The 13100-nt window shown below is 77.2% G+C and carries 13 protein-coding genes; 6 read left to right on the top strand and 7 right to left on the bottom strand.

What is annotated here, in order from left to right:
• The first annotated feature begins 39 nt into the window (after nucleotides 1-39).
• Genes AS188_RS01930 through AS188_RS01915 form a run of 4 tightly spaced genes read left to right on the top strand, consistent with a single transcriptional unit; the run spans nucleotide 40 to nucleotide 3891 of the window.
• Nucleotides 40-1113, top strand: a complete 1074-nt coding sequence (locus AS188_RS01930) for an acyl-CoA dehydrogenase family protein (protein ID WP_058857427.1) — start codon at nucleotides 40-42, stop codon at nucleotides 1111-1113.
• A complete protein-coding gene (locus AS188_RS01925) occupies nucleotides 1089-1841 on the top strand; it encodes an ABC transporter ATP-binding protein (protein ID WP_230779713.1) in 753 nt (250 codons plus the stop codon). The genes AS188_RS01930 and AS188_RS01925 overlap by 25 nt, the downstream gene beginning before the upstream one ends.
• Nucleotides 1838-3034: an ABC transporter substrate-binding protein gene (locus AS188_RS01920; RefSeq protein ID WP_058857426.1), complete on the top strand. Its 1197-nt coding sequence runs from the start codon at nucleotides 1838-1840 to the stop codon at nucleotides 3032-3034. The genes AS188_RS01925 and AS188_RS01920 overlap by 4 nt, the downstream gene beginning before the upstream one ends.
• A complete protein-coding gene (locus AS188_RS01915) occupies nucleotides 3031-3891 on the top strand; it encodes an ABC transporter permease (protein WP_083529156.1) in 861 nt (286 codons plus the stop codon). Before AS188_RS01920 ends, AS188_RS01915 begins: the two co-directional genes overlap by 4 nt.
• 23 nt (nucleotides 3892-3914) lie before the next feature.
• Here the strand turns inward: AS188_RS01915 and AS188_RS01910 are convergent, their stop codons facing one another.
• Nucleotides 3915-4388 (bottom strand): GNAT family N-acetyltransferase, encoded by a 474-nt coding sequence (locus AS188_RS01910; protein WP_147050461.1) that lies wholly within the window; start codon nucleotides 4386-4388, stop codon nucleotides 3915-3917.
• A 242-nt stretch (nucleotides 4389-4630) separates the two neighbouring features.
• On the opposite strand from AS188_RS01910, the gene AS188_RS01905 reads away from it, so the two are divergent.
• The gene (locus tag AS188_RS01905; RefSeq protein WP_058857424.1) at nucleotides 4631-5737 is read left to right on the top strand and encodes a helix-turn-helix domain-containing protein; all 1107 of its coding nucleotides are present in this window, start codon (nucleotides 4631-4633) and stop codon (nucleotides 5735-5737) included.
• Nucleotides 5738-5779: 42 nt separating this feature from the next.
• Here AS188_RS01905 and AS188_RS01900 read toward each other — a convergent pair whose 3' ends face one another.
• From AS188_RS01900 to AS188_RS01895, 3 genes are all read right to left on the bottom strand, one after another.
• Nucleotides 5780-8113 carry a PEP/pyruvate-binding domain-containing protein gene (locus tag AS188_RS01900; RefSeq protein ID WP_236945025.1) on the bottom strand — a complete coding sequence of 778 codons (2334 nt, stop codon included), beginning with the start codon at nucleotides 8111-8113 and terminating at the stop codon, nucleotides 5780-5782.
• Between the two features lie 12 nt (nucleotides 8114-8125).
• On the bottom strand, nucleotides 8126-8260 hold the full coding sequence (locus tag AS188_RS17610; RefSeq protein ID WP_257721092.1) for a PEP/pyruvate-binding domain-containing protein: 135 nt from the start codon (nucleotides 8258-8260) through the stop codon (nucleotides 8126-8128).
• A 218-nt stretch (nucleotides 8261-8478) separates the two neighbouring features.
• Entirely contained in the window at nucleotides 8479-9249 is a 771-nt protein-coding gene (locus tag AS188_RS01895) for a hypothetical protein (protein ID WP_058857423.1), read from the bottom strand.
• 119 nt (nucleotides 9250-9368) lie between these two features.
• Between AS188_RS01895 and AS188_RS01890 the strand changes: the two genes are divergently transcribed.
• A complete protein-coding gene (locus AS188_RS01890; RefSeq protein ID WP_058857422.1) occupies nucleotides 9369-9860 on the top strand; it encodes a pyridoxamine 5'-phosphate oxidase family protein in 492 nt (163 codons plus the stop codon).
• Nucleotides 9861-9936: 76 nt separating this feature from the next.
• Here AS188_RS01890 and AS188_RS01885 read toward each other — a convergent pair whose 3' ends face one another.
• Genes AS188_RS01885 through AS188_RS01875 form a run of 3 tightly spaced genes read right to left on the bottom strand, consistent with a single transcriptional unit; the run spans nucleotide 9937 to nucleotide 13032 of the window.
• Complete coding sequence (locus AS188_RS01885) at nucleotides 9937-10143, bottom strand: hypothetical protein (protein WP_058857421.1); 207 nt, start codon at nucleotides 10141-10143, stop codon at nucleotides 9937-9939.
• 44 nt (nucleotides 10144-10187) lie between these two features.
• Nucleotides 10188-12086, bottom strand: coding sequence for a bifunctional sugar phosphate isomerase/epimerase/4-hydroxyphenylpyruvate dioxygenase family protein (locus tag AS188_RS01880; protein ID WP_058857420.1), 1899 nt, complete (start codon nucleotides 12084-12086; stop codon nucleotides 10188-10190).
• A 55-nt stretch (nucleotides 12087-12141) separates the two neighbouring features.
• Nucleotides 12142-13032 (bottom strand): shikimate dehydrogenase, encoded by an 891-nt coding sequence (locus tag AS188_RS01875; protein ID WP_058857419.1) that lies wholly within the window; start codon nucleotides 13030-13032, stop codon nucleotides 12142-12144.
• Nucleotides 13033-13100: the final 68 nt, after the last annotated feature.

The following is a 13100-nucleotide window of genomic DNA, read 5'->3' as shown; positions in this document are numbered from 1 at the left end:
CGTCGTTCCCGCACGCCCTCCCGCCCCGAACGGAGCACCATGTCCCAGCCCGCCCCCGCGGCCGCGCCCGCCCCGGAGGAGATCGCCGCGCCGCTGACCGGCTACCCGCAGCACGGGCTCGTGCGCGAGCTCGCCGCCGCCCGGGCGCGGGCGGTCGACACCGCCGGGACCTCCCCCTTCGAGACCCTGCGCGAGCTGGGCGCCGCCGGCCTGCTCGACCTCGGCCTCGAGGGCTCCCTCCTGACCCAGGCCGCGGTCGTGCACGACCTCGCCCTCGAGTGCACCGCGACCGCCTTCTCCCTGTGGGCCCACCGGGTCGCCCTCGAGTACCTGCACGCCACGGGGACCCCGGTCCCGGAGGCGATGCGCACCGGCGAGCTGCCCGGGTGCTCCGCGATGGCCCCGGCCTTCAAGCACGCCGCCGGGATCGGGGAGATCCCCGTGACGCTGGGCCGCCGCGACGGGGCCCACGTGCTCGAGGGCACCGTCCCGTGGGCGTCCAACCTCTACCCGGACGCCGTCGTCGTCCTGCCCGCCGTGCGCGAGGACGGCCGGCACGTGATCGTGCGCACGCGCACCTCCGCCCCCGGCGTGCGGGTGCGCCCGCTCGAGGGCCTCATGGCCCTCGACGCCACCGCCTCGGGCGTGCTCGTGCTCGAGGGCGTGCCAGTGGACCCCGCAGCGGACGTGCTCACCGAGGACGTCCCCGCGTTCCTCGCCGCGGTGCGCGGGCCCTTCCTGCTCCTGCAGAGCGCCTTCTGCCTCGGCCTCTCGGCCGCCGCCCTCGAGGCCGCCGCCGCCGCGCTGCAGGGCGTGGCCGAGGTCTTCCGCGACGAGCTCGACGACGCCGTCGCGGAGCACCGCCGGCTGCGCGCCGACCTCGTGCGCATGGCCGGCCGGCCCCGGGAGCAGGCCCCCCGAGACCTGCTGGGCCTGCGCCTCGAGGCCGCCCTGCTGACCGGGCGCGCCACCCGCCTGGAGGGCAAGGTCGTCGGCGGGCGCGGCTACGCGATGACCTCGCCCACCGCCCGGCGCGCCCGCGAGGCCGCGTTCCTGCCCGTCCAGTCGCCCACGGAAGGACACCTGCGGTGGGAACTGCGCCGGCTCGGCTGAGCCCCGACCGCCCCGCGCTGCGCGTGCGCGGGGTGCACAAGACCTACCCCGGCGCCGCCGCCCCGGCCCTCGACGGCGTGGACCTGACCCTCCACCCGGGGGAGACCCTCGCCGTGCTCGGGCCCAGCGGCTCCGGCAAGTCCACGCTGCTGCGGGCCATCGCCGGGCTCGAGCCCCTCGACCGCGGCACGGTCGAGTTCGGCGACCCCGACGAGCGCCTGGCCGTGGTCTTCCAGGACCCCGGCCTGTTCCCCTGGCTCTCGGTGCGCGCCAACATCGCCCTCGGCGGCCGCTACCGGCGCAACCGGGACCGCTTCGACGAGGCGCACGTGGACGAGCTGCTCGGGATCCTCGGGCTGGCCGAGCTCGCGCGCACCCCCGTCCAGGAGCTCTCCGGCGGGCAGGCCCAGCGCGTGTCCGTGGGGCGGGCGCTCGCCGTGCGCCCGGACGTGCTGCTGCTCGACGAGCCGTTCAGCGCCCTGGACCCCGCGACCCGCCAGGATCTGCAGCAGTGGCTGCGGGGGCTGGTCCGGGAGCTGTCCCTGACGGTCTTCCTCGTCACCCACGACGTCGAGGAGGCCCTGGTCCTCGGCGACCGGATCGGCTTCTTCGGCGGGCCCGCCGGGTTCACCCGCCAGTGGGTCCCCGCCCGCGACGGCGCGACCGCCGAGCAGATCCTCGCCCACTACCGCGGCACCGATGCCGCCGGCGGGGCCTGGGAGATATGAGCGCCCCGGCCCCCGGCGGTGCCGACCGGCTGCCCGGCCGGCGCACGGTGCTGCGCGCCGGCGTCGGCGCCGCCGCGCTGACCGGGCTGGGCTGGGGCGCGGGCAGCCTCTACGCCGCCACGGCCCGCGAGGACCGCTCCGGCGGGGACCGCCCCGTGCGGATCGGCTACCTGCCCATCACCGACGCCGCCCCGCTGCTCGTGGCCCACGCCAACGGCTACTACGACGACGCCGCCGTGCCGGTCGCCGAGCCCGTCCTGTTCCGCAGCTGGGCCTCGCTGTCCGAGGCGTTCGTGGCCGGCAAGGTCGACGCCATCCACATGCTCATGCCCATGGCCCTGTACATGCGCTACGGCCTCGGCGCCGACGTGCGGATCACCGCGTGGAACCACACCAACGGCTCGTCCCTGACCGTGCGCCCGGACGTGGCCGAGCTGGGCGATCTCGCCGGGGAGTCCGTGGCGATCCCCGCCTGGTGGTCGATCCACAACGTGGTCGTGCAGAAGATGCTGCGCGCGGCCGGGCTCACCCCCGTGATGCGCGAGGCCCCCTCCGCCCGGGACCGCACCGTGGCGCTGCTGCCCATGGCCCCGGCCGACATGCTCCCGGCGCTGAACAACGGGGTGATCGGCGGCTACGTGGTCGCCGACCCGTTCAACGCCGCCGCCGAGGCGCGCGAGGTCGGGCACATCCACCGCTTCCTCGGCGACGTGTGGCGCGACCACGCCTGCTGCGTGACCATGCTGCGCGGGGAGCTGATCCGCGACCGCCCCGGGGCCGCCGGCGGGTTCATGGACGCCCTCGTGCGCGCCCAGGCCTGGGCGCGGGCCAACCGCCCGGAGACCGCCGCGGCCCTGGCCCGGGACTACCTGCCCCAGCCCAAGCCCGTGATCCTGCAGGCGCTCACCTACGACGCCGCCGCCCACGCCGGCGCGCTGGAGCACCCCTCCTGGCACGGGGAGCGCCTGGACTTCCGCCCCTTCCCGTACGCGAGCTTCACCGAGGAGCTCGTGCGCTCCATGCAGGAGACGGTCGTCGACGCCCCGGCCGGGTTCCTCGCCGGGCTCGACCCGGCCCGGGCCCACCGGGAGCTCGTCGACGACACGCTCGTCACCCGCAGCATCGCCCGCGCCGGCGGTCTGGGCGTGTTCGGGCTGACCGGCACGACCCGCACCGAGGAGATCCGCCCATGAGCACACCGCGACCCGCCGGGCCCGCCGACCTCGACGCCCCCCGCCCGGCCGCGCCCGGCCGGACCCCGCCCGGGGCGGCCACGCCGCGCCCCCGCCGCACCGGGGCCCGCGGCGCCGGCCTCGCCTGGGGACTGTTCGGGCTGGCCGTGACCGTGGCCGTGTGGTGGGCGTTCACCCACGCCGCCGCGGGGGCCTCCACGATGATCGCCGCGTTCCGGCCCGAGCGGATCCCCGGCGCCGCCGCGTCCCTGCTCGAGCGCGGCGTGGTGCTCCAGGACGGGGCGACCAGCCTCTGGCGCCTGCTGTGCGGGCTCGGCCTGGCCACCGGGCTCGGGGTGCCGCTGGGGCTGCTGCTGGGCGCCTACCGCCGCTTCCGCTGGACCTCGGCGCCGGTGGTGCAGTTCCTGCGCATGGTCTCGCCCCTGTCCTGGGCGCCGGTGGCCGTGGCCCTGTTCGGGGTGGGCAACGCCCCGGTGGTCTTCCTCGTGGCCGCCGCCGCGGTGTGGCCGATCACCATGAACACCGCCGCCGGGGTGCGGGCCATGGACCCGCTGCACCTGCGGGTCGCCCGGACGCTGGGGGCCACCCCGTGGGAGCAGCTGCGCACGGTGGTGCTGCCCAGCGTGCGCCCGTTCGTCATGACGGGGGTGCGCCTGGCGCTGGGCATCGCGTGGGTGGTCATCGTCCCGGCCGAGATGCTCGGGGTCAGCAGCGGCCTGGGCTACGAGATCCTCAACGCCCGCGACCGGCTGGCCTACGACGAGATGCTCGTGGTCATCCTCGTCATCGGCCTGCTGGGCATCGCCCTGGACGCGCTCGCCCAGTGGCTGCTGCGGGAGCGCACCCCGCGCGCCTGAGCCCGGCCCGCCCGGTGCCCCGCTCAGGCGGGGTGCAGCTGCTTGGCGTGCTGCGCGGGCGGGAGGACGCCGAAGCCGTGGCCGCGCCAGAACGCGTCCATCGGGTGGCGCAGGGGCGGGACGGCGATCTCCAGCACGGTGGCCCCGCGGTCGAGGGCCAGCTGCTCGCAGTGCCCCAGCAGGGCGCTCCCGCAGCCGGCGCCGCGGTGGTCCTCGTCCACCACGAGCGCGGTCAGCCGCGCCCACGCCGGCTTGCGCGGGTGGTCCGGCGGCAGCAGGTACAGGTGGGCGGCGGCGACCGGGACGTCGGCCACCGTGGCCACCGCGTGGGCCTCCCACCCGGCGTCGGCGTCGAGCCGGGCGCGGATCCACTCCGGGTCGATCCGGTAGCCGACCTGGTCGGCGAGGTCCATGAGCAGGAACAGGTCGGACAGCCGGGCCGGGCGCAGGACGAGCGCGCCGGTCTCCGGCCGGCCCATCGGTGTCTCGATCGCCACGACGCCCTCCTCGTCCCCGGCCGGTGCCGTTCCCGGCACCACGGTCCTGACCTTCGTCCAGTGTGTGAAGCCACATTACGCACACTCGGCCTGGAAGCGCACCCCCGGGGCGCACCGCGGGGGCGCACCGCGGGGGCGCACCGCGGGGGCGCCGCGTTTCGTTGCACGGCCCGACCGGGCCTAGAGTGCTGGTCATCGGTCAAGCAGGCGGCCGCTGCTTCTGTCATGCCCGGAGGACTCCCGTGACCGTCACCCCGCCGCCGCCGCCCGTTCCGCACCCGTCGCTCCCCCGAGACCGCGCCCAGGCGCGTGCCGCGGCCCGGGCCACCGCCTGCGCCGGGGGCACCACCGGCCCGCAGGGCTCCGCCGGCCCGCAGGGCTCCGCCGGCGCGCGGCCCCGGGTGGAGCGGCTGCGCGTGCGCACGGAGGACCCGGCCGAGGGTCTGGCCGTGCTCGAGCAGGTCTACACGGCCGGGCAGATGCAGGTCTGCGAGGACGTGCCGTTCCGTCTCCAGCAGGAGGTCCGCTCCGCGGCGGACGTCAGCCTCGAGCGCGCCCGGCTGGGCGGGGTCATGGCCGCCGCCCGCATCGACGCCACCGGCACGGTGCGTGTGGCCCAGCTGCTGGGCGGGCGGCTCGTCTTCACCGACGGGACCCCCACCCGGCCCACGCCCGCGCCCTTCCTGCTGCCCGTGCGCCCCTACACGTGCCGCTGGGACGACCTGGACCTGCGCACCGTGACCCTGGACCTCGAGCGCCTGCAGGCCCTGGCCGCGGGCCTGCGGGGCACCGAGCGCCTCCGGCTGCGGTTCACCGGCTCCGCCCCGGTCAGCGCCGGGATGGCCCGCTACTGGAACGCCGCCGTGGCTCACTTCCGCCAGGTCCAGCTCGAGCACGACGAGGCCATGGCCGCGCCCCTGCTGCGCGACCAGGCCTTCCGGTCGCTGACCACGACGCTGCTGCACGCCTTCCCCTCCACGTTCCTCGAGGACGAGCAGGCCCCGGCCACCGCGTCCCGTCCCGCGCCGGCCGGGGTGCGCCGGGCCGTGGCCTTCATGGAGGCCCACCTGGCCGAGCCGGTCGGGCTGCCCGAGATCGCCGAGGCCGCACGGCTGAGCCCGCGCGGGCTGCAGGTGGCCTTCCGCCGCGAGCTCGGCACCACGCCCCTGGCGCACCTGCGGGCCCTGCGGCTGGAGGCCGCCCACGCCGACCTGCGCGCCGCCGACCCCGCGGACGGGCAGACCGTCACCGGCATCGCCGCCCGCTGGGGGTTCGGGCACACCGGCCGCTTCGCCGCCGCCTACCGGCAGCGCTACGGGGTCGCTCCCGCCGAGACCCTGCGCGACTGAGCCGGGCCCCGGCCGCCGGCGGGGGCGCCCCGGGCGCGGGTGTCACGGGTCCTGGCCGGCGGGGCTCTCCGCGCCGTGGACCCGGACCAGCCCCGCGGCGCCGTCGACGGTCACCACCTGGCCCTCGGCCAGGCGGGTGGTGGCCCCGGGCACGCAGACGACGGCCGGGATGCCGTACTCGCGGGCCACGGTCGGGCCGTGGGCGATCGGGGAGCCCGTCTCCGTGACGAGCCCGCCGAGGGCCAGGAACAGCGGGGTCCAGCCCGGGTCGGTGGTCGGGGCGACGAGGATGTCGCCGGGCTCCAGCCGCGCCTCGGAGGGGTGGTGGACGATCCGCACCGGACCGGTCGCGACCCCGGTGGCGGCGGGCTGCCCGACCAGCACGTCCGGGCCGTGCCCCGGGGCGTCGTCGTCGGGCAGGGCCATCGGGTCCGTGCCGTCGGACAGCAGCAGCCCGGGGACCTGCCGCCGCCGGGCCTCGCGGTCGTGCTCCCGGCGCCGGCCGGCCACCGCCGCGCGCAGGTCCGCGCCGTGGGCGGCCCCGAGGGCCTCGTCCAGGGTGAGGAACATGATGTCCTCCGGGCGTTCCAGCAGGCCGCGCCCGGCCAGCGCGGTCCCCGCGGCGAGCAGCTGGCGGCGCACCTCCGCCAGCGGGCTCAGCCAGAGGAACTTGGGCAGCTCGCGCAGCCCGGCCAGCTCCCGGCCGCGGCGCAGCAGGGCGCCGGCGAGCCGGGCCCGCAGCGGCCGGGTGCGCGCCGCGCGCTCCACGAGGCCCGCCAGGGCGGCCTCGGCCTCGGCCTCGGCGCGGGCGAAGCGGACCGGCGGGGCCTGCTCCGGGTCGCCCACGCGCAGGTACCCGGCCAGCGCGGCGAACACCGGGGTGGGGTCGTCGGCCCACCGGGGGGAGCCCACGTCGATCTCGGCGCTGCCGCGGATCCCGTACCGCGCCAGGAAGGCCGTCAGCCCGAACTCGGGCAGCTCGCCGCGGGCGAACCGTGCGGCGAGCTCGTCCGGACCGGTGCCCAGCAGCAGCTCGCGGTGGGGCCGGGCGGCCACGGCGACGTCCCACAGCTCGAGGTCCATCCGCGTGGTGACGTTGTGGGGCATGCCCCGCAGGGTCGCGTTCAGCTCGCCGGGCCGCAGGACCCCGCGCAGCAGCCCGCCGGCCACCCCCTGGGCGAGGAGCGCCGCCCACAGCGGCGGCAGGGTGCGCATCATCGGCCCGGTCAGCGTCGCGTCCTGCAGGCCGGCGGCGCGGTGGATCCGCTCCGCCGGGTCCCCCGGCTCGCTCCGGGGCTGCCGACGGACCCGCTCGAGCTCGCGGAACGCCCGCTCGCGGGCCGCTGCGGGCCGGGCCAGGGCCCGCAGCGCGCCGAGCAGCGAGGCGGGCAGCACGGCCAGGAGCAGCCGCGCCGCCGCGGCGGGGGAGAGCGCGCGCCGGCCGGGCGGCGCCGGGCGGGGCGCGAAGCGAGGGTCGTCCAGGACGCGCCGCACGCCCCGCGCCACCGCCGGGCCGTAGACCCGCACCGCCTCCGGGACGCGGGAGCGCAGCCGCGGGCTGCGGACGAACCCGGTGAGGTCCGTGAACAGCCGGCCCCCGATCTCGACGAGGAAGGTATCGGCCGCCGCGGCCCCCACGCCGACGACCTCCAGCCAGCGGCGGGTCGTCTCCCGCAGCACGGACACGCCCATGGGGGTGACCGGGCGCCGCAGGCCCTGCATGTGGCCGACCTCCAGGTAGAGGCGCGGCTCGCCGTGCACCGGGTCGGTCCCCGGGGGGAGCGGGAAGAGGGTGGTGACGGGCCGGGACTGCAGCAGCCACAGCGTGCCCTCCGCGTCCCAGGCGAACTCGACGTCCTGCGGGCCGCCGAGGGCCCGCTGCACCCGCCGCCCCGCCTGCTGGAGCTCCCGCAGCCGGGCCGCGGACAGGCACCCGTGCTCCGGCTGCCCGGGGTCCGGACCCTCCCACGGCAGCACGTAGTGGTCGGTCTCCGCGGCGCCGTCCACGACGCCGGTGCCCAGCCCCGGGACCGCGTCGACCACGGTCTGCGTGCGGTTGCCGGTCAGCGGGTTCGCCGTGAACATCACCCCCGCGGCCACCGGCTCGACCATGCGCTGCACGACGACGGCCATCGCCGGGTCCTCGTCCGCCAGGCCCTGCGCCGCCCGGTAGGCCACGGCGCGCTCGCCGGACAGGGACGCCCAGCACCGCCGGACCGCCGCGAGCAGCGCGTCCCCGCCCACCACGCCGAGGACGGTGTCCTGCTGGCCGGCGAAGCTGGCGCCGGGCAGGTCCTCGGCCGTGGCGCTGGAGCGGACGGCGATCGGGCCGCCGCCGAGGCGCTCGTAGGCCGCCAGGAGCGCCCGCTCGGGCACCGTGCCCGCGCGTTAGGCCTCGGTGGTCAGGCAGAAGCCCTCCGGCACGCGCTCACCCGCCCGCAGGAGGGCGCCGAGGCCGGAGGCCTTGCCCCCGACGAGCGGGGTCGTCCCGGGGACGATGTCCGCGAGGTCGATGGTGTCCACGGGAGGCCTCCCTGCCGGCCCGGGGAACGGTACCGGGCGGCGCCACGGGGCGTCCGGCACCCCGTTGAGACCCGATGATCGGCCCCGGTCACCGGCGGGTCAACCCCCGTGCCGGCGGCGTCCCGGCGGGTCGGCGCGCGGGACACGCGGGACGGCGGCGCCGGAGGGGTGGCACGGAGGGAACGGCGCGGCCGGCGGCCCCCCGGTGCGCGGCGGGCTCAGAGCAGGAGCACGAGCAGCAGGATGATGCCCACGATCACGAGCCCGAGGATGCCCCAGTTCTTCAGGCCCGCCGGGTCGTCGTCCTCCTCGCCGGACAGCGCCGGGCCGGGCTCGCGGGGGCGGCGCTCGGCCTCCTCGAGCACGGCGGAGAAGCGCTCCAGCGGCTCCGAGCCGTCGTGCTCGCGCGCCAGCATCCGCCGGACGCGGCGGCGGACCTCGCGGTAGACGCGGTCGTCGTCGTCGATCCCGAGATCGCGGGCCGCCTCGGCGAGCGCGATCGGGGGCCGGTCGGGGACGGGGTGCGTGGCCCACTCCAGCAGTCCCGTCAGCAGGGGCCGCTCCAGGACGGGGGCGAGGGCCGCGCGGGCGCCCGGCACGCCGGTGAAGCCCAGCAGCGCCTCCGGCGGGGCCGAGGGGGCGCCCGGGAAGTCGCCCGGCGCGCGGGCGGCGCGCTCGAGCAGGGCGGTGTCGTCGAACAGGGTGGCCAGCAGCACGGCCGCCGCGAGCCGGTCGGGGTCCCGCGCGGGGTCCTGCGCCGTCCCCGGCGCGCCCTGTCCGGCGGCGTCCGGCGGGGCCTGCCCGGGGGTCTCCGGGAGGACGTCCGGCGCCGCGGGGCCGGGGCCCGCCTCCGCCCAGTGGGCGGCCAGGGCGCGGCGGGCGGGCTCGCCGGCCAGGCGCACCTTCAGCTGGAGCTCCTCGGGTCCGCGCACGGTCCGCTCCGGGTGCTCCACCGCGTCGCGCACCTGCGGGTCGAGCTCGAAGTCCATGGGGCCACCTTCCGTCGTCGTCCTCCCCATGGTCGCAGACCGGTGCGGGCTTGTGCGGGGCGGAATGCTCCGTAGACTGACGATCCCGCACGCGGTCCGACCGAGGAGAGGGATCCACCATGACCGAGCACGACCACGCCGAGCACGTCGAGAAGGTCCGCGAGATCATCAGGAGCACCCGCATCGCGCTGCTCAGCCACGTCGACGACCACGGGCGCATCGTCGCCAAGCCGATGACCACCCAGGAGGTGGACTTCGACGGCACCGTCCGCTTCCTCGCCGAGCGGCACTCCGACCAGGTGCAGGGCCTGCTGCGGCGCCCCGCCGTCAACGTCGCCTACTCCGGGGACGGCGCCTGGGTCTCCCTGGCCGGCACGGCCCGCGTGGTCGACGACGTCGCGAAGATCAAGGAGCTGTGGAACACCTTCAACGCCGCCTGGCTCGAGGGCGGGCCCGAGAACCCCGACAACGTGATCGTCGAGGTCGACGCCGAGACGGCGGAGTACTGGGACGCCCCGGGCGGCAGCAAGGTCACCCAGGTCGCGAACCTCGTGAAGTCGGTGGCCACCGGCAGGCGGGTGCAGGGGGACAGCGCGGTCGTCGACCTCTGAGCCGCCCCGGCGCACGCGGCGGCCCCCGGAGCCCGCGGGCTCCGGGGGCCGCCGCGCGTCCGTGCGGGCCTGCGGCTCAGGCGTCCTGACCGGGGTCGGAGCTCTCGCCGAGGATGTCGTCGAAGGCCTCGCGCACGGCCTGGCGGGTCGCCAGGCGCACGCTCGCGGCGCCCTGCTTGTCGGCGGTGTCGGCGTCGGCGATGCGCCGGCGTTCCTCCTTCTCCTGCTCCAGGGCGTGGTCGCGGGCCTGGCGGATGCGGTCCATGATCTCGTTGGCGTCCATGGGGAGAGCCAACCACAGATCCGCCGGATTCGACAGAGGGCTGATCATTGCGGGGACGCGGCCCCGCGGGGAGAGCGCTGCCGGGCGCCGGGCTCGTGCGAGCGGCGGTACTGCGCGGCCAGCCGAACGGGCGCGTTGGGCGCCCCGAAGCCGGCGTAGCCGCCGCGGCGCTCGACCACCTCGAAGAACACCGTGCCCAGGGTCCCGGTGTAGAAGTGCAGGAACTCGCCCCCGGTGTCCCGGTCGTAGAGCAGGTCGAGCTCCTGCAGCGAGGCCACGAACGCCTCGTCGAGGTCGAAGCGGGCAACCAGGTCCTCGTAGTAGTTCTGCGGCACGGGCAGCGGGGCCAGGCCCCGGCGGCGGGCCCGGCGGGCGGCGGCGACCACGTCCGAGCAGGCCAGGGCCACGTGCTCGGGGTAGGCGGCGCCCACGAACGAGCCCTGCTCCGCGGCGGCCGGGGCCACGTTCAGCGGCATCCGCACCGCGCCGTCGGCCGAGCGCATCACCTGGCTGCGCACGAGCCCGGACGGGCCCGGGACGTCCTGCGCCGGCTGGGCCTCCAGGGCCAGCACCGAGGTGTAGAACAGCACCGCCTCGTCGTAGTGCTGCCAGGGCTGGGCCATGTTGACGTGGTCCACGCCCGTGACCAGGGCCGCGGGGTCGAGGACGTCGTCGGCGCCGAACTCGCCCAGCCACGGCGGCACCCCGTCCGGGCTCGCCCGGCAGAAGAAGATCTCCGTGCCGTCCGGGGCGTGCACCCCGCGCAGCACCTGCTCGCCCGGGCCCTGGGTGCGCTCGACGGGGCGGGCCCGCAGGCGGGTCGCCCGGTCCACGGCCGCCTCCGGGTCCTCGACCGTGAACCCGAGGGCCGCGATCTCCGTGGGCGAGGCCCCCGGGACGGCCTCCCGCACGGCGTCGACGACGACGACGCGCACCGGCCCCTGCACCCACACCTGGACGTGCTCCTTCGACTGGTGGTGCCCGCCCAGGGCGAAGCCCAGCTGGTGCAGCAGCCGCGTGGTCTCCCCGAGCCGGGCCGTGCGGATCTCCACGAAGTCGTAGCCTGCGGGCTCCGCCACGGCGGGCAGGGCCTGCAGCTCCAGGCGGTCCCGCACCGGCTGCCCGGCCAGCGCCCGGAGGGTCTGGTCCTCGAGCCAGCGCAGCGAGCGCAGCCCGTCCACCGCGGTGCGCCGGACGTCGGCCTGGCGGAAGGCGTCGTTGAAGATCTCCAGGGAGACCGGCCCGTCGTAGCCCGAGCGCACCAGCCGGGTCATGAAGCCGACCATGTCGAAGTCGCCCTCGCCCGGGAAGACGCGGTGGTGGCGGGACCAGGAGAGCACGTCCATGCTCAGCAGCGGGGCGTCGGCCAGCTGCACGAAGAAGATCTTCTCCGCCGGGATCCGCTCGATCGGGGCCGGGTCCCAGCCGCGGGAGAGGATGTGGAAGCTGTCCAGGCACGTGCCCACGCTCGGGTGGTCGGCGAGCTCCACGATCCGCTGGGCGTGCTCGAAGTCGTCGACGTAGCGGCCCCACGCGAGGGCCTCGTAGGCCAGGCGCACGCCGTGCTCCCCGGCGAGGTCCCCGAGCGCCCGCAGCTGCCGGGCCGCGACGGCGTCGTCGTCCACGGTCGCGGTGGCCACGTTGGAGCACACGAGCACGGTGTCCGTGCCCAGCCGGTTCATCAGCCGGAACTTCGCCGCGGCCCGGCGCAGGACGGCCGGGACCAGCTCCGGGCCGACCCCTTCGGCGTCGCGGAAGGGCTGGTAGAGGTCCAGGCCCAGCCCCAGCTCCGCGGCCAGGTCCCGGATCCGCTCGGGGGAGGAGGGGGAGACCACGAGGTCCTGCTCGAAGACCTCGATGCCGTCGAAGCCGGCCGCCGCGGCGGCGTGCATCTTCTCCTCGAGGGTGCCCGAGAGGCAGACGGTGGCGATGGAGGTTCTCATGCGGGTCCTTCTCGTGGGGGTCGCGGGACGCGGGCGGAGTGCGCTGCGGCGCGGCTCAGCGGGCGGCGGGGGCGGGGCGGCGCTCGCCGAGCAGGGACAGGAAGTGCGCGCGCATCCGGGCCCGGTCGGGCCGGCGCCCGGTGATCAGGGCGAAGGCGTCGGCGGCCTGACCCACGGCCATGTGCCCGCCGTCGAGCACCCGGCAGCCGGCGGCGCGGGCGGCGGTGACCAGCGCGGTCGCCACGGGCAGGTAGACGACGTCGGCGACCCACTGGGTGCCGTCCAGCAGCGCCGGGTCGAAGGGGGTGCCGGGATGGTGGTGCATGCCCACGGGGGTCGTGTTGACCACGCCGTCGGCGGCCGGGACCAGCTCGGCCAGCTCGGCCGGGGCGGCGGCCAGCACCTGCCGGTCCGGGAACATCGTGCGCAGGGCCGCGGCGCGCTCGGCGGCGCGCTCCGGGTCGAGGTCGACCAGGTGCAGGGTGGCGACCCCCTCGGACAGCAGCGCAGCGGCCACGGCGGCCCCCGCCCCGCCCGTGCCGACCTGCACGACCGTGTCCGTGGCGGCGCCCGGGAGCTCGGCGCGGAAGCCCGCGGCGAAGCCGGAGCGGTCCGTGTTGTGGCCGACGAACCGGCCGTCCCGGACCAGGACCGTGTTCACCGCGCCCAGGGCCGCGGCCTCCGGGGCGACCTCGTCCAGGTGCGCCAGCACCAGCTGCTTGCACGGGTGGGTGATGTTGAAGGCGTTGAAGCCCAGGTCGCGGCCCGCGGCCAGCAGCGCGCCCACGTCGGTGCCCGGGCGGCCGACGACCTCCAGGTCCACGGGGCGGTAGAGGTAGTGCAGGCCCTGGTGGGCGGCCTCGGCCTCGTGCATGGGCGGGGTCAGGCTGGCGGTGATGCCCTCGCCGATCAGGCCCACCAGGTAGGACTCGGACACGGTGCTCATGGAAGCTCCTCGGGATGGTGCGGGGTCGGGGCGGTGGGTCGTCGGTGCGTCGTCGCGCGGGGTGCCCG

Origin of the sequence: Kocuria flava (assembly GCF_001482365.1) — a bacterium.
GTDB lineage: Bacteria > Actinomycetota > Actinomycetes > Actinomycetales > Micrococcaceae > Kocuria > Kocuria flava.
The sequence above is the reverse complement of the archived record's forward strand: the minus strand, read 5'-3'. Positions and strand labels throughout refer to the sequence as shown.